A 17059-nucleotide genomic window follows, 5' to 3' on the forward strand; every position below is an offset into this window, starting at 1 on the left:
CCGTTTTGCATTGCGCGTTACTTCTTGTCCTGCTCCGAACGTTTGATGAGCTGGCCGATGTCGTGCCCCGCGCCGCCCGTGCCCGCGGCGAGCCGCGCCAGCGCGGTCGCGGCCGTATCGCGCCGCACGCCGCTTTCGGGGCGGAACTGCTTCGGCAGCGCCATATAGAAGGTCGCCCCGCCATCGGGCGCGCCTTCCGCCCATGCCTTGCCGCCATGCCGCTCGATGATGCGCCGCACGTTCGCGAGCCCGATGCCGGTGCCGTCGAACTTCTCGTTGACGTGCAGACGCTGGAACACGCCGAAGAGCTTGTCGACATAACGCATATCGAAACCGATGCCATTGTCGCGCACGAAATAGACGACATGCCCGATCAGCTCGCCCACGCCATCGTGCGCGCCGACCTCGATCGTCGGCTCTTCGCGTTGCGCGCTGAACTTCACCGCGTTCGACATCACGTTCGCGAACGCGACATGCAGAAACACGTGATCCGCTTCGACGCGCGGCAACGCGTCCACCTTCCAATGCACGCGTGCGGACGATTGTTCGTCGATATCGTTCTGAATCACCGTATGCACCAGCGCGTGGACGTCGACCGTGTGCGGACGCAGCGCCGCGCGGCCGAGTTGCGCGAACGACAGCAGATCGTCGACGAGACGCCCGCCGAAACGCGCCGACGTCACGATGCGCTCCAGATAGCCGCGCCCGCGCTCCGACAGCTTTTCGCCGTCCATCTGCTTTAGCAGGTCCGCGAAACTCACGATATGCCGCAGCGGCGCGCGCAGATCGTGCGACACCGTGTATGAAAATCCTTCGAGTTCGTGATTCGCGCGCCCGAGTTCCGTCGCGAGCTGCGCAATTTCCTCCGCGCGCCGCAACACGATGCCGAGCACGGCGGCGCGAAATTCCAGCGCGATCTCGCGCTCGGCGGGTCGCCACGGCAGCGAGCGGCCGCGCACGACATCGGTCCAGGTATCGAAGCTCACGCGCGGCGAAAGCGACGCGGCGAGGCCCGTCAGCTTCGCGCGCGGATCGCCCGCCCATTCGATCGTCTGCACGACTTCGCGGCGAAACCAGATCACGTAATTGCGGTAGATCTTCGAGATCGACACCGCGAGAAAGCCCGCGACTTCGGGCGAATCCGCGAGCGCGGGGCAATCCTGCGAAGCGCGGTCGGACATCACGACGTCCTCGCTCTGATTGTCGAGCCAGTCGACGAGCGCCGTGACGCTGTGCGCGCTCGGCGTCACGCCGATGAGCGACGTGCGTCCTTCGAAAATCACCGCCGCGCCCGACGAGCGCGTGAAGCCGAGCAGATCGGAGGCGTCGCTGACGAGCGCTTCGACGAAGCTGTCTGTGTTCGCCATCGACGACAGCAGCTTCGAAAGCATGCGGCGCAGTTCGAGCCGGTAATGCGCTTCGGCCTGCGTCTCCCGCGCTTCGATCTGCAGCGAGACGATCTGCGCGACGTGCTCGCACGCGGTGCGGACTTCGAACGGCGGCAGACGCGGCGTCGCGTGATGACAGGAAATGAGGCCCCAGAGCTTGTCGTCGACGAGAATCGACATGGACATCGACGCGAGCGTGCCCATGTTGCGCATGTATTGCAGATGCACGGGCGACACGCTGCGCAAGGACGCGTACGTGAGGTCGGTCGGGCGGCCCGTCGCCGGATGCAGCGCGGGCACGAGCGGCGCGGCTTCGTAGTTCGCGTTCGATATGAGCCGAATGCGATTCTTGCGATACAGCTCGCGCGCCTGCGCGGGAATGTCCGATGCCGGAAAGTGCTGCTTCAGATACGACGGATAGCCCGGCTCGACGCTTTCCGCGAGCACGTTGCCGTTGCCTTCCTCGTCGAACTGATAGACGAGCGTGCGGCCGAAACCCGTGATGCGCGCGATCTCGTTCGCGGCGAACTGGCAAATCTGCTCGACGGTGTGCATCGATTGGACATCGCTCACGAAGGAGCGCACGAGCGGATACATCGTCGAGAAGACGTCGGCGGTGTCGCGCGCCGGCTCCACTTCGACGAACAACAGCCCGTCATGCCGATGCACGACGATCGCGACGGGACCGTCCGGCGTCCATCCGTCGAGCACGACGTTGCCGACGTGGATCGCCGCGCCGTCGCGCGTGAGTTGCTTCAGTCCCGCGCTCGCACGTTCGGCCGCGTGCTGGCCGAGCACCGTCGAGAGCGCGCGGCCGAGACACGCTTCGGGCGCGATGTGCGCGAGCTGCGCGACGTTGGCGCTCGCCTGCAGGATGTGGCAATGCGCGTCGACGCTGAAGAGCACGCCGTGAGGCTGAATGCCGCCGGGAATGTGGATCGGCTCGCGCGCGCATTGCGCGTAGACCGATGCATCGAGCGAAGCGGAATCGGTGATTTCTGCGTTGGAGGTTTTGTCCATCCTCGTCCTGACAATGCGGTTCGGCTGCTCATCGCGCCGATCATCTCCGAATCATAGATGCGTTGCGCGGTCGGAAGAAAGGCCAATGTCGCTGCGGTGTTTTCTACTGGCTCGGCCGTTCACGTCGAGTCATTTCTACGCGCGTTCGCGACGCTAACAGGTACGGTGTGAGCATCTTTCTCTCGCGACCGGTCATGCGCGCCCGACGCATGAAACGTTCCGCTCCGTGCGCTGATAACATGCGGGGCCAACCTACGCGGCCGGCGCCGAGGAGACATGATTTGAACCGCACACGCGTCGCCGCGACGGTGCTATCGACCGCGATCGCCTGCATCGTTGCCGAACGCGACGCCGCCGCGCAGTCGTATCGCGATGTCGCGCCGATTGCGCCGCCCGCCGAGCAGCGTCCGCGCGCGTCGCCGTCGCCGCCCGAGCCGAGCGACGACTCGCACAGAATCGCGCTTCAGGATCTGCGCGGCATCGCGTTCGTGCGTGCGGATGCTACATCAGATGCGACGCAATCGGGCGCGAACGGCGCGATCACGTCGACGGGCGCGCCTTTTCTCACGCCCGATTTTCTCGACAGCTTCTCCGCCGATCTCCACAAGCCGCTGACCTTCGCGCGTCTCGCGGAAATCCGGCGCGCCGTCGTGCAACGTTATCGCGCGGCGGGCCAGCCGCTCGTCGATGTGTACGTGCCCGAGCAGGACGTGAGCAATGGCGTCGTGAAGATCGCCATCGCGGAGTTTCGCGCGGGGCGCGTGATGCCGAAGGGCAACCGCCATTTCTCCGATGCGCTGCTCGCCCGCGAGATGCCGCTCGCGCGCGGCGAGCCGATCCGCGAAGCCGATGTCGCCGCGGGACTCGCGTTGCTCAACGCGAATCCGTATCGGCGCGTGGACGTGATTTATGCGCCCGGCACCGCGCCCGATACGACCGACGTCGTGCTGCAAACCGAAGACCGCTTTCCGTTCCGCATTTACGGCGGCTATAACAACGACGGCGTGCGCGACCTCGGCCGCGATCGCATTCTCGCGGGATTCGATTACGGCAATCTGTTCGGCATCGATGCGCGCATCGGCTATCAGATGACCGCGAGTAACGATCTGTTGAGCGGCAATCCGGATATCGAAGGGCGGCCCGATCGTCCGCGCTACATCGCGCACGCGTTCAATGCCGTTGCGCCGTTGCCGTGGCTCGATCGCATCGAGTTGTTCGGCGTGTTCGCGCAGAGCACGCCGCGTTTGCCCGACAGTTACGGACAAACGGGTCTCAGCGCGCAGCTCAGTTTTCGTTATGACTGGCGTCTGCCGCCGCTCGACAACGCGGGCGCGTGGCAACAGCAAGTGCAACTCGGCTACGACTTCAAGCGCTCGAACAACGATCTCGAGTTCGGCGGCTTTCAGGTGTTCAATGCGAACACGCATATCCATCAGTTCGTGATCGCCTACGATCTTTCGAATAGCGATGCATCGGGCGATACGCATCTGAACGCAGCGCTCTTCGCGAGTCCCGGTTACTTCGACAGCAACAGCAACGACGAAGCCTACGATGCCGCTCGTCTCGGCGCGAAGCCGCGCTATCAGTACATGCAGTTGTCGGCGCAGCGTGACATGCCGCTCGGCAAGTCGGGATTCTCGATATCGGCGCGCGGATTGTTGCAGTGGACGGGCAGCACGCTATTGCCGAGCGAGGAACTCGGACTCGGCGGCGATGCCACCGTGCGCGGCTACCAGCCGTATTCCGCGCAGGGCGATCGCGGATGGAACCTGCAAACCGAATTGCGTGCGCCGGCGATATCGGCGGGAAGCGCGGGACTCGCGGGACTCGCGGGATTGGCGGCGATGCAGCCGTTCGTGTTCTTCGATGCGGGTCACGTGTGGAATCGCATCGCGGAATTCGGCGAAGTGAACAATGCTTCGCTGGCGAGCGTCGGTGTGGGCGTGCGTGTGCAGGTCGGAAGGTTCGTCAGCTTTCGCGGAACGTATGGGTTTCCGTTGAAGGCGGTCGTGCCGAACGGATCGAAGGCGCCGGTGGGGGAGATATTCCTCGTGATCGGAAGCTGACGATCCGCACGGCACGCCCCTCAAGGCTGCGCCTGCTGCCACTGCAAAACGGGATGCGTCGCGCCGGTAGGCATCGCCCAGACGCCGCCCGACGGAATGCCCCAATCGAGGAAATTCGACGCATTGCTCATCTGCGCGGTCGTGAGCCCGTTCGAGTCCGGCGGGGTCGTGCCCGAGTTCGAACCGGCCGCGCTCGTGCGGATCGTCGTCTCCTTGTTCCAGTAGACGTTGTTGTGAATCGCGCCCTCGTTGTACGCCGCGATACCGCCGTATGCGTCGCCCGGAGGCCCGCCGCCGCCGACTTGCCCCACGGCGAAGGACTCGTTGATGACACCCGTCGCGCCGTTGTCGAACACGAGCCCGCCGCCGCCGAAGCCGCCCACGCCGCCCGTCGCATACGACTGCGTGATCAGTCCGTTGTTGTACGCGACGAGCCCGGCGGTCTGGCCGTGATTTCCGGCGTACGTCGTGCCGGTCGCATACGACTGCACGATGGTGCCGTTATTCACGCCGACGAGCCCGCCCGCAGGAATCTGATAGCCGACATCCGCCGTGCTCGACGAGCGCTCGATGATCCCGTTGTTCACGCCGACGAGCCCGCCCGCGCCCGCGCCGCCGAAGCCGTTCTGTCCGACGCCGCCCGTCGTGTTGACGTACGTGACGAGGCCGTCGTTCTGGCCCGCGAGCAAACCGTACGCGCCCGACGCGTAGCCGCCCGTGCTCGAGTTCGTGAGATTCAGATCGCGCACGACGCCGTTCGCGCCGATCACGCCGAACAGGCCCTGACGGTCGTCGTTGAGATTGGGCGTCGACGCGAGCCTGTCGATCGTGTGGCCGAAGCCGTCGAACTGTCCGGTGAACGGCGTCGTCTTCGAGCCGATCGCCGTGAAGTAGTTCGGATACGACGTCGCGCTCGCGTCGATATCCTTGCCGAGCGCGTAGTTGCCCGCGAGATCCTGCGTCACGTTCGAGAGATCCGCGAGATTGTTCACGAGCCGGTACGCGGTCGCCTGCGTGCGCACGCCGCTGTACGGCGCGGCGGTCCATCCGCTGTTCGTGAGCAGCGTGCCCGGCGCATAGCTGCCGTTCATGTCGTAAAGCGCGCTGACGATGCCGCCGCTCTTCGACCAGTCGATCGTGCCGCTGTTCGCCACGCCGCCGCCGTTGTCGATGCCGCCCGAATCCGCGCGCAGCGTGAGATTGCCGTTGCCCGTGTTGCCGATGGTCGCGCCCGCGCCGATGGCCACGCTGTGCGCCGCGCCGAGCGTCAGCGACGCGTTGCCGTTCCACTGGACGTTGCCGCCGACGTTCAGATCGCCGGTGCTCGCTTCGACATCCACCGATGTGCCGTTGGCAAGGCCGCGCGCGAGGGAATCCGCGTTCGCCTGATCGACGGTGAACGACGGCGCGCCGAGTTTCCATGTACGCGCCGTCACGTTCGCGCCCGCGACATCGAGCGTATTCGCGCGCGTTTCGACCGTGCCGCCGCTGCCGTCTGCGTTCGTCGCGGCGAGCGTGCCGTTCGCGTGGACCGCGCCCTGATCGGCGACGAGCCAGACGTGGCCATCGCGCGTCGCGGTGCCGGTCGCGCGGATCGCGCTGCTGTTGCCGGCGAGCGCGTACACGTTGCCATCGGCGGCTTGGAGGCTCGCCTGCGCCGCCCGAATCACGCCGCCGTTCATCGCCGTGCCGCCGCTGCCCGCCTGCACGAAAACCTGCTGTCCACCGGATGAATCCTGCAGAAGCACCTGATTGCCGCTCGCGATTTCGACCGTGCCCTGCGGCGCGTTGATGCTGCCGCCATTCACCGCCGCCGTGCGCGACACGAGGAACACGTCGCCGCCGCTCGATCCGATCGTGCCCAGATTGATGACCATGCCGTTGCCGCCGCCCGAAAGCGTGAGCGGGCCGCCCTGCATGAACGCATCGTTGCCGATGTCGAGCGCCGACGCAACGAAGCGCCCGCCCGTCGCGACGACGCCGCCCGGCCCGACCAGCACGCCCTGCGGATTGACGAGATACACGCTGCCCGTCGCGTTGAGCTGGCCGAGAATGACCGAAGCATTGCCGCCGGTCACGCGATTGAGCGTCGCGCCGCTGCCGTTGTTGAACGTGACCTGCCTTCCGCTGCCGATGGAAAAGCTGTTCCAGTCGATGACACCGCGCGTCGTCGTCTGATTGATGGTGAGCGTCGAACCGGTGCCGCCGCCGCTGATCGCGCCGCTGCCCGCGACGAACTGGCCGCCGGCGGGCAGCGGCGGCGCGGCATCGGCGATGCTCGCGCAAGTCAGGCCCGCGACGATCGGCACGAGGATCGCGAGCGGGCGCAGGCGCGCACGACGAATCGCGGTTTGAGAAACAAGCGGACGAATGCTGCGCTGCATGGCGACCTCCAGTCGGTGTCGATTGTTGTCATCGTTTTTGGCCGCTGACGGTGTAGCCGCTTTTCAGCCCGGCGATTGGGGACATCGGCGGGAGGCGCGAACATCGACGTGCGAGCAGGCGCGCCGATGGTATCGCCGCGCCCTGAGCGCCAATGTGGGGTTCCGCACATTCCGCCAGCGCAAAAAAATGTCCGTGCCCGCGCGCGAGACGCGCCAAGGCCCGCGCGCGGCGCGGCACGGAAATTGATCGGAGGAACGCGTTAGTGCGACGGCTTTCGTCCGCTCGACAACTCGATCCAGCACTCGTGATAGATGCGCTGCACGAGCACGCTTTCGTAGTCGAGATCCTCGCCTTCGAGAATGCGTTCGATGTCGCTGCGCGAGGCGTCGGCGTCAAGCATCGTCGAGAAGCGCGCGGCGAGCGCGTGCGCCGCCACCGAAAGCCGCGCGGTCTCGATCCAGTCGGCCGCGCGATGATGCCGGTCGAGCCAGCGATGCGCGGCGCGCACCTGAAACGACGTATCGGGCCATTCGCCTTCGATGTAGTACGCGCCGAGCAATCCGCACGTGAGCCAGCAGAGCAGATGCACGCGGTCATCGGGGCCGAGGGGATAGCGCACTTGACTCATGATGGCGGCATCGGAATGCCACGTCGGAATGACGCATCGACGATAGCACGCCGCGCGTGCGCCGGACACGCGCGGGCGCGTATGGTCCGGCGCGTCGTGCATGTCGCTTCAGGCAGCCGACGCCTTCAGATCGTGACGGTCACGACGAGCCCGCGCGGCGCGGCATCCGCGAGTTCGATCGTCGCGCCGATGCGCGCCGCGATCGTGCCGACGATCGAGAGCCCGAGGCCCGAGCCGTCCGCGTCGCCGCCGAGCACGCGATAGAACGGATCGAAGACGCGCGCGCGTTCCTCGGGCGCGATGCCCGGCCCGCTGTCCGCCACGCGAATCCACGGCCGCGCATTCGAAACGCCCGCCGCGAGATCGACGCGGCCGGCCGCCGGCGTATAGCGAATCGCGTTGTCGACGAGATTTTTCACCATGATGGTGAGATCGGCTTGCGGCGCGTGGATGAACACGTCGTCGCTCGTCGATACGCCGATGTCGATGTCCTTCGTCTCCGCGAGCGGCATCAGATCTTCGAGAACATTGCGGAAGACGTCCTGCACGCGCAAACGCGCGGTATCGGCGTCGGTGCGTTGCTGCAGGCGCGCGAGCGTCAACAGTTGATGCAGCAGCGAGCGCGTGCGCGCAAGGCCGCGCCGCAGCGCGTCGAGCCGTTCGCGCGCGCTGTCGGGCAACTCGGCGGCGTCGAGGCGCTCGGCCTGCAGCGACAGCGCGGTCAGCGGCGAGCGCAGTTCATGCGCGGCATCGGCGACGAAGCGGCGCTGCAGCGCCACCGACGCCTCCACGCGCGCGAGCAGCCGGTTGATCGCGACGACGAAGGGCGCGATCTCGCTCGGCAGCGCGTCGCGGGAAAGCGCGGAGAGATCGTGTTCGGGCCGTGTGTCGAGGCTCGCCGACAGCGCGCTCAGCGGCCGGAACATGCGGCGCACGATCAGATGCAGCGCCGCGAGCAGCACGAGCGCGAGCGCGGCGAAGGGCATCACGGTGGCGAGCGCGCCGTTGCGGGCGATCTCGTCGCGGCCCGCCGTCTGCTGGCCGATCACGACGCGCGTGCCGTCATCGAGCGTCTTCACGACGAGACGCCAGCGCGTGCCTTTGACGATCGCGTTCTGCAGGCCGTCGCGCAGACCGGACGCGACCGGCAGCGGCGCTCGCTCGCCGATCGTCTGGATGACGAGCTTCGACTCAGGATCCGCGCCGTCGACGCGGCCGAGCGCTTCACGCTGCATCGTCGCGAGCGTGCGCGGCGTGACGAGCGCGGCGACCTGCTTCAACTGGCCGTCCTGCAATTCGTTGGCCTCGTGGAAAGCCGTCTGGAACGCGATGACGCCGCCCGCCGCCGCGATCGCGACGATCAGTGCCGACAGCCAGGCCGACAGCCTGAACTGAAGCGAACGCGTCATGGCTGCTTCGAGACCATCCAGCCGACGCCGCGCACGTTCTTGATGGCCGTCGCGCCGAGCTTCTTGCGCAGCGAATGGATCAGGAATTCGACGGCGTTGCTTTCCACTTCCTCGTTCCAGCCGTAGATGCGGTCTTCGATTTCCGCGCGCGAGAGAATCGCGCCGGGGCGGATCATCAGCGCTTGCAGCAGCGCGAATTCGCGGCTGGAAAGTCGGATCGCGATGTCGCCGGAGGTGGCTTCGCGCGTGGCCGGATCGAGCGTGAGCACGCCGTTCGACATGATCGGCGCGGCCTGCCCGCCGCGGCGGCGGATCACCGCGCGCATGCGCGCTTTGAGCTCGGAGATGTCGAAGGGCTTGATGAGGTAATCGTCGGCGCCTTCGTCGAGTCCGCGAATGCGTTCATCGACGGAATCGCGCGCGGTGACGATGATGAGCGGCACGTGATTCGCCCCGCTGCGCACGGCGCGCAGCACCGCGAAGCCATCGGCGCCGGGCAAGCCGAGATCGAGCAGGATCGCGTCGTAGACGTGCGTGTTGAGCGTCGTGAGCGCGAGCTTGCCGTCGCGCACCCAGTCGACCGCGTAGCCGCCGTCGCGCAGTTCGTTCTGAACCGATTCGCCGATCATGCGATCGTCTTCGACGAGCAATACCCTCATGGCGTGTCTCCGGGCAGTCATGGGGTCCGACGGCGGCGCGCGGGGGCTGGGGCGAGCGTGTGATTCATCTTGCGGCGTCTTGGCGTTCGGGAAAGCCGCAAGATTAGAAGACGAAAGCTTAGGAAATGCTTAGGAATCTTCTGTCCGCGTTTAATACGCGGACAGCGATTTCATCGATTCGACCGTCAGAACGCGTGCCGCAACGCGACGCGCGCGACGAACTGCTCCGAATTCGACGACACACCCTGCGTGCCGGGAATGAACGCCTGATCCATCACCGAACCGGTCGAACTGCCCGCGATCTTCTGATAGACGCCCTGCACGTACACATCGGTGCGCTTGGAGAGGAAGTAATCCGCCATCAGACCGGCCGAATGGATGTGCGGCTTCACGGTGCCGGCGGTCGAGTCGTACGTTTCCATCGAATAGACGTACTGACCGCCGACGAAGAACGCCGGCGTGAACTGATACTTCCCGTTCACTTCGAAGTTCTGATAGCGCAGGTTGTTGAGCGTGTTGCCCGCCGATGCCAGCGACCCGCCGATATAGCCGTTCGTCACCGGATCGCGATAGCTGGAGTTCGTGTACGCGAAGCCCGCCGTCGCCTTGCCGAACGTGTAGTTCACGCCCGCGCCGAAAATCTGCATGCGCTGCGCGATGAAGCTCGCGTCGTTCGTGGCGATTGCGCCGTTCGCGTTCATGCCGACGCCATCCGCGCGCAAGTAAGCCGCGCCGATCAGAAGGCCGCTGTTCGCATACGACGCGCCGATGCTGTACTGCCGGTTGTTCGCGAAGTTCGTGTCGTTGCTGAAGCTGTACGTGCCGCCGAACCTGAAGCCGCCGAACGACGGGCTCGCGTACTTGACCGTGTTGTTCACGCGGAACGAGTTGTCGGTGTTGTCGTTGTCGAACGGATGCGCGAAGAGATAGCCGGCGAAGTTGCCGTTGGCCGTCGTCGGCGCGAGATAGTCGACCACCGAATCGTACTGACGGCCGAGCGTGACGGAGCCGAGACGGTTATCGGTGACGCCGACGTAGGCCTGCCGCCCGAACATGCGTCCGCCCTGGCCCGCCGCGCCGTTGCTCAAATTGATGCCGCTTTCGAGCTGGAACACGGCCTTCGTGCCGCCGCCGAGATCTTCGACGCCGCGCAGGCCCCAGCGGCTTCCCGACGCATAGCCGCTCGTCAGCTCATAGACACGATTCCCGCCGACATTGCTCGTGTAGTCGAAGCCTTCATCGAGGACGCCAAACAGCGTGACACTGCTTTGAGCATGAGCTGAAGTCACGATACAGGCGAGCGAAGCGAGGGCGATTACTTTGATTCTCATGAAAGTCTCAAGTCTTTTACTTATTCGTCAAGAAGTCCTAGCCATGAGGCTCGGCGAGGACGGCGAGCGACGGATTGTGCGCGATTAAAGGGACGCCGCAAAAGGATTTAGTCGAACAGCGAGCGCGAGTTTTTTGAATGTTTTTCCAGCGAATTCTTCGCTTGTCGTTGCAGCGCGAGGCACGAAAGAATGGCCCGCAAATGCGTTGCCTTGTCGCAGCGGTCGTCCGATTTCCCGGCGGCCGGGCGTCGTGGCGCGCAGCGATCAAGGAAACCGCCACATGAAGCCAGAACGCAATTTTGTGAACGGACGTTTCGTCGAGCCCGTGAGCGATGACGTCACCGCCGTCCTGAATCCCGCGACCGAAGAGGTGCTGGGCCACGTTCACAATGCGTCGCGCGAGCAGGCGCTGCTCGCCGTCGATCAGGCCGCCGACGCGCAACGTCTGTGGCGCGCGATGCCTGCCGCGGAGCGCGGCGCGCATATGCAGCGCCTCGCGGATGCCATCGTCGAAGCCTCCGCCGATATCGGCGCGGCGCTCGCGGCCGAGTCCGGCAAGAGCCTACTCGACGCGACCAACGAAGCCGTCTACGCCGCGCAGATCACGCGCTATCACGCGGAATGGGCGCGCCGCATCGAAGGCGAAGTCATTCCGAGCGATACGCCGAACGAAAATCTCGTGCTGCATCGCGAGCCGATCGGCGTTGTCGCGTGCCTGATTCCGTTCAACTTCCCCATCTACACGCTGATGCGCAAGGTCGCGCCGGCGCTGATCGCGGGCAACACGGTCGTCGTGCGTCCGAGCAACAACACGCCGCTGTCGGCGTTCGAACTGGCGCGCGCCGTCGAGCGTGCGGCCTTGCCCGCCGGCGTCATCAATGTGCTCGCGATGGATCACGCGACCGCCGGGGTCGTCTGCACGCATCCGAAGGTCGGCATGATTACCTTGACGGGCAGCGTCAACGCGGGCCGCAAGGTGCTCGAATACTGCAAGGCGAACATCGCTAAACCTTCGCTGGAACTGGGCGGCAAGACGCCCGCGATCGTCGAGCCGGACGCCGATCTGCAGAAGGCCGCGCGCGAACTCGTCGCATCGAAGCTCACGCACAGCGGTCAGCTTTGCACGGCGATCGAACGCGTCTATGTGCACGAGCGCATCCACGACGAATTCGTCGGCCTGCTGCGCGAGCAGATGAAGGCGAAGGCGATCGGCGATCGCTACGAGGACGCGAGCCACATGGGTCCGCTCGTGAACAAGGCATCGCGCGACGGCATTCACGCGATGGTCCGCCGCGCGATCGAAGCGGGCGCCACGCTGGAAACCGGCGGCGAAGTGCCGGATCGCAAGGGCTTTTTCTATCCGCCGACGCTGCTGTCGAACTGCCGTCAGGACATGGAAATCGTGCAGGAAGAGACGTTCGGCCCGGTGCTCGCGGTGCTGAAGTACGCGACGATCGAGGAAGCGATCGCGATGGCGAACGATCATCAGTTCGGCCTTTCGTCGGTGCTCTACACCGAGAACTACCGCACGGCGATGAAGGTCGCGAATTCGATCGAAGCGGGCGAGTTGTACATCAACCGCACGCCCGCCGATCCGTATCAAGGTTTTCACGCCGGCTGGAAGCGCTCCGGCATCGGCGGCGACGACGGCAAGCACGGCATGCTCGAGTTCACGCAGACGCGTCTCGTCGTCATGAAGTACTGATTCTCGCGGCCGTTTCCGGCCGCATTCCTTTTCTCACCCTCTACAAAAACATAGTGAAGGCCCAGCCGCGCGGCGTCCGCACGCCGCGCGCCGCTGCCCTTCGAGGAGCACGCCTGTGTCATCGAATCCCGCTCAATCCGGCCAAAGCGTGGCGACGCCGCGCGAAGGCACGCGCGCCGACCGCTATATCCAGCTCGCGCTGCTCGTCATCGCCGCCGGCGCCATCTATCCGATTCTGTATCTGCGGCAGGTGTATCAGCCGACGATGCTCGAAGTCTTCCATATCACCGAAGCGCAACTCGGCTATCTCTACTCCGCGCTCGGCACGATCTTCCTCGTGTGCTATTTGCCGAGCGGCTGGCTCGCGGATCGCGTCGCGCCGCGCCTGCTCATCAGCTTCTCGCTGATCGCGACGGGCGCGCTCGGGCTGTGGTATTCCACCGCGCCGTCGTTCGCCTCGCTGATCGTGATCTTCGGCGGATGGGGCCTGACGACCGGCCTCACGTTCTGGGCCGCGATCATCAAGCGCGTGCAGACGATCGCCGCCGCCGACGAGCAAGGCCGCTTCTTCGGCTTTCTCGACGGCGGGCGCGGCCTGATCGAAGCGCTGCTCGCGACCATCGCGATCGGGCTGTTCGCCTGGGTCACGCAGACGCGCGGCGATTCGACGGTCGCGGGCTTCCGGCTCGTCGTCTACATGTACGCGTTCCTGTGCATCGGGCTCGGCGTCGTGCTCGGCCTCGTGCGCGATCCGCAAGGCGCGCAGGCGGCGGCTGCGGCGAAGCGCGAAAAGCGCAATGTGCTGCGCGATCTCATATCGCTGATGAAGAATCCGCAACTCGCGCTGCTTTCCGCGATCGTCTTCTGCGGCTATCAGGTCTTCTGGTCGACTTACAGTTTCTCCGCTTATCTGCATGAGAAGGAGATCGGGCTGTCGGTGGTTCTGGCCGGCTTCATCACGACGCTGAAACTCTGGATGCGCCCGATCGGCGGCATCGGCGGCGGCTTTCTCGGCGATCGCTTCTCGAAGACGACCGTGCTCATCGTCGCGCTCTTCTCCGCATCCGCCGCGCTCATCGTGCTGATGGCCGCGCCCGGCATTTCGAGCCATGTGCTCGTCGCGGTGCTCGTGCTGTTCATCGGCGTGATGACGTACGCGATTCGCGGGCTTTACTGGTCGCTGCTCGATCAATGCAAGGTGCCCGCCGAAACGATGGGCCTCGCGATCGGCCTCGTGTCCGTCGTCGGCTATTCGCCCGATGCGGTGCTGCCGCTCATCAACGGCTATCTGACGCAGAACTATCCGGGCGTGTACGGATATCAGCTGTACTTCGGTTATATCGCCTTCATGTCCGCGCTCGGCGGCGTGGCGGCCATCATGTTCAAACTTCGACTCAGGAAGCTGGGAGCGCAACAGTGAAGATCGCCGCACTGGAAACACATATCGTCGCCGTGCCGCCGCCGCATATCGGCGGCATGTACTGGATTTTCGTGAAGCTGCGCACGGACTGCGGCATCGAGGGCGTCGGCGAGATTTATTCGGCGACGTTCCATCCGAAAGCGATGGCGCCGATCATCGAAGACGTGTTCGAGCGCTATCTGCTCGGTCACGATCCGCATCATGTCGAGCGATTCTATCGCGAGGCGTATTCGAGCGGCTTCACGCAGCGCCCCGATCTCACGATGATGGGCGTCGTCAGCGGCCTCGAAATGGCGTGCTGGGACATCATCGGCAAGGCGGCGGGCAAGCCCGTCTACGAACTGCTCGGCGGACGCGTGCATGAACGTCTGCGTTCGTACACGTATCTCTATCCGAAGAACGCGCGCGGCGAATACGACTACGACGATCCCGATCTCGCCGCCGAATGCGCCGCGCACAACGTCGCGCTCGGCTTCACGGCCGTCAAGTTCGATCCGGCCGGCCCGTACACCGCGTATTCGGGGCATCAGATTTCGCTCGAAGTGATGGACCGCTGCGAGACGTTCTGCCGCAAGGTGCGCGAGGCGGTCGGCAGCAAGGCCGATCTGCTGTTCGGCACGCATGGTCAGATGGTGCCGTCGTCGGCGATCCGTCTTGCGCAGCGCCTCGAGAAGTTCGATCCGCTGTGGTTCGAGGAACCGGTGCCGCCGGGACAGGAAGACGCGATGGCGCAAGTCGCCGCGAAAACCAGCATTCCGATCGCGGCCGGCGAGCGCCTCACGACGAAGTACGAGTTCTTCAAGCTGCTCGAAGCGAAAGCCGCGTCGATCCTGCAATTCAACGTGGGACGCGTCGGCGGTCTGCTCGAAGCGAAGAAGATCGCGAGTCTCGCCGAGGTGTACTACGCGCAGATCGCGCCGCATCTTTACAACGGTCCGGTCGGCGCGGCGGCGAGCATTCAGATCGCCGCGTGCTCGCCGAATTTCCTGATTCAGGAAAGCATCGAGACGTGGGGCGGATTCCACGCGGAAGTGCTCAAGACGAAGATTCGCTGGGAAGACGGCTACATCATTCCGTCGACTGAGCCGGGCCTGGGCGTCGAACTGAACATGGACGTCGTGCGCGCGCATACGCCGTACACGGGCGAGCGTCTGCATCTGCAGATGGCCGCGAAGCCCGCCGACGTGAAAGATCTCGCGCCCGCCAAGGGCTGAACGGAAAAGCAGAAAACATGGAATTCGATTACATCATCGTGGGTGCGGGATCGGCGGGCTGCGTGCTCGCCAATCGTCTCACCGAGTCCGGCGAGCATTCGGTGCTGCTGCTCGAAGCGGGCGGCAAGGACGATTCGTTCTGGTTCAAGGTGCCGGTCGGCTTCACGAAGACCTACTACAACCCGCAATACAACTGGATGTACTACAGCGAGCCGGAAGCGCAACTGAAGGACCGCTCGCTGTATTGCCCGCGCGGCAAGGTGCAGGGCGGCTCCGGCTCGATCAACGCGATGATCTACGTGCGCGGCCAGCCGCACGATTTCGACGACTGGGCGCGCGCCGGCAACGCGGGCTGGGGCTATCGGGACGTGCTGCCGTATTTCCGCCGCCTCGAATCGCACTGGGCCGGCGACACGCCGTATCACGGCGCGAACGGCAAGATCAGCATTTCGTCGATGAAAGAGGGCGCGCACGCGATCTGCGGCACGTTCCTCGAAGGCGCGCGGCAAGCGGGCTTTCCCGTGACCGGCGACATCAACGGCCCCGATTACGAAGGCGCGACCGTGTATGACATCAACGCGCGCAATGGCGAGCGTTCGTCGAGCAGCTTCGAGTATCTGCATCCGGTGCTCGGGCGCAAGAATCTGCGCGTGGAGCGCAATGTCAGCGTGAGCCGCGTGACGTTCGACGGCAAGCGCGCGACCGGCGTCATCGCCACGCGCAACGGCGAATCGCTGCAGTTCCGTGCGAAGCGCGAGGTGATTCTGTCGGCGGGCGCGGTCGATACGCCGAAGCTCATGCAGCTTTCCGGTCTCGGCGACGCGGCGCTGCTCGCGAAGCACGGCATTCCGGTCGTGCACGAGTTGCCGGCGGTCGGCAAGAATCTGCAGGATCACTTGTGCGTGAGCTTCTACTATCGCGCGACGGTGCCGACGCTGAACGACGAACTCTCCTCGCTCTTCGGCAAGGTCAAGGCGGCGATGCGGTATCTGACATCGCGCAAGGGCCCGCTCTCGATGAGCGTGAACCAGTCGGGCGGCTTCTTCAAAGGCGATGACGACGAGAAAGAGCCGAACCTGCAGCTCTATTTCAATCCGCTTTCCTATCGGATTCCGAAGAGCAGCAAGGCGCAGCTCGAACCCGAGCCGTATTCGGGCTTCCTGCTGTGCTTCAATCCGTGCCGTCCGACGAGCCGCGGATCGATCGAAATCGCGTCGAACCGCGTGGAAGATGCCGCGAAGATCAGCATCAACGCGCTGACGACGCCGAAGGACATCCGCGAAGCGGTGCAGGGCAGCAAGCTCGTGCGCAAGATCATGAGTTCGGCCGCGCTGCAGGCGATTACGGCAGAAGAGATTTCGCCGGGACCGCAAGTCGAAAGCGATGCCGACATGCTCGAGTATTTCCGCGAGCAGTCGGGCTCGATCTATCACCTGTGCGGTTCCTGCGCGATGGGACCGGACGCGCGCACCGCGGTCGTCGACGAGCGCCTGCGCGTGCATGGCATGCAAGGCTTGCGCATCGTCGATGCGTCGATCTTTCCGAACATCACGTCGGGCAATCTCAACGCGCCGGTGATGATGGTCGCGGAGAAAGGCGCGGACATGATTCTCGACGATGCCCGCACGGTCATCGAACAGGTGTCGGCGCCTGCGGAGCCTGCCGCGATCGCGTGATGCACGCGGGCGCGAGACATGAAACGTCTTCGCGCCCCGAAGCGGCATAATTTGCCTCGATTCGTAAAATGTCGCCCAAGAGCGATACGTTCCGGCGCGGATACGTGTTCAATGCGCCCGTCGAACGCCAGGAAGAGGAGACGGAATTGAAGCGAAAA

General features: G+C 64.9%; 11 protein-coding genes. 5 read left to right on the forward strand and 6 right to left on the reverse strand.

What is annotated here, in order from left to right; all coding sequences use genetic code 11:
* Positions 1-17 precede the first annotated feature (17 nt).
* Positions 18-2408 (reverse strand): ATP-binding protein, encoded by a 2391-nt coding sequence (locus NCR93_RS23950; protein WP_008347252.1) that lies wholly within the window; start codon positions 2406-2408, stop codon positions 18-20.
* A gap of 281 nt (positions 2409-2689) precedes the next feature.
* On the opposite strand from NCR93_RS23950, the gene NCR93_RS23955 reads away from it, so the two are divergent.
* Positions 2690-4474: a ShlB/FhaC/HecB family hemolysin secretion/activation protein gene (locus NCR93_RS23955; RefSeq protein ID WP_175982061.1), complete on the forward strand. Its 1785-nt coding sequence runs from the start codon at positions 2690-2692 to the stop codon at positions 4472-4474.
* Between the two features lie 20 nt (positions 4475-4494).
* Here NCR93_RS23955 and NCR93_RS23960 read toward each other — a convergent pair whose 3' ends face one another.
* The 5 genes from NCR93_RS23960 to NCR93_RS23980 form a co-directional block, all read right to left on the reverse strand.
* Entirely contained in the window at positions 4495-6858 is a 2364-nt protein-coding gene (locus NCR93_RS23960; RefSeq protein ID WP_175982060.1) for a beta strand repeat-containing protein, read from the reverse strand.
* Positions 6859-7118: 260 nt separating this feature from the next.
* The gene (locus tag NCR93_RS23965) at positions 7119-7487 is read right to left on the reverse strand and encodes a hypothetical protein (RefSeq protein ID WP_033535897.1); all 369 of its coding nucleotides are present in this window, start codon (positions 7485-7487) and stop codon (positions 7119-7121) included.
* A gap of 125 nt (positions 7488-7612) precedes the next feature.
* Positions 7613-8896 carry an ATP-binding protein gene (locus tag NCR93_RS23970; protein ID WP_175982059.1) on the reverse strand — a complete coding sequence of 428 codons (1284 nt, stop codon included), beginning with the start codon at positions 8894-8896 and terminating at the stop codon, positions 7613-7615.
* Positions 8893-9555 (reverse strand): response regulator transcription factor, encoded by a 663-nt coding sequence (locus NCR93_RS23975; RefSeq protein ID WP_008347261.1) that lies wholly within the window; start codon positions 9553-9555, stop codon positions 8893-8895. The genes NCR93_RS23970 and NCR93_RS23975 overlap by 4 nt, the downstream gene beginning before the upstream one ends.
* Positions 9556-9740: 185 nt before the next feature.
* Positions 9741-10886 (reverse strand): porin, encoded by a 1146-nt coding sequence (locus NCR93_RS23980; protein WP_175982058.1) that lies wholly within the window; start codon positions 10884-10886, stop codon positions 9741-9743.
* A 280-nt stretch (positions 10887-11166) separates the two neighbouring features.
* On the opposite strand from NCR93_RS23980, the gene aldA reads away from it, so the two are divergent.
* The 4 genes from aldA to NCR93_RS24000 all read left to right on the forward strand — a co-directional run bounded on the left by aldA (position 11167) and on the right by NCR93_RS24000 (position 16901).
* Entirely contained in the window at positions 11167-12591 is a 1425-nt protein-coding gene (aldA, locus tag NCR93_RS23985; RefSeq protein ID WP_175982057.1) for an aldehyde dehydrogenase, read from the forward strand.
* 115 nt (positions 12592-12706) lie between these two features.
* On the forward strand, positions 12707-14011 hold the full coding sequence (locus NCR93_RS23990; protein ID WP_008347266.1) for an MFS transporter: 1305 nt from the start codon (positions 12707-12709) through the stop codon (positions 14009-14011).
* On the forward strand, positions 14008-15225 hold the full coding sequence (locus NCR93_RS23995) for a mandelate racemase/muconate lactonizing enzyme family protein (protein ID WP_008347267.1): 1218 nt from the start codon (positions 14008-14010) through the stop codon (positions 15223-15225). The genes NCR93_RS23990 and NCR93_RS23995 overlap by 4 nt, the downstream gene beginning before the upstream one ends.
* A 17-nt stretch (positions 15226-15242) precedes the next feature.
* A complete protein-coding gene (locus NCR93_RS24000; protein WP_175982056.1) occupies positions 15243-16901 on the forward strand; it encodes a GMC family oxidoreductase in 1659 nt (552 codons plus the stop codon).
* Positions 16902-17059: the final 158 nt, after the last annotated feature.

Origin of the sequence: Caballeronia sp. ATUFL_F1_KS39, from assembly GCF_023630985.1 — a bacterium.
Classification (GTDB): domain Bacteria; phylum Pseudomonadota; class Gammaproteobacteria; order Burkholderiales; family Burkholderiaceae; genus Caballeronia; species Caballeronia zhejiangensis.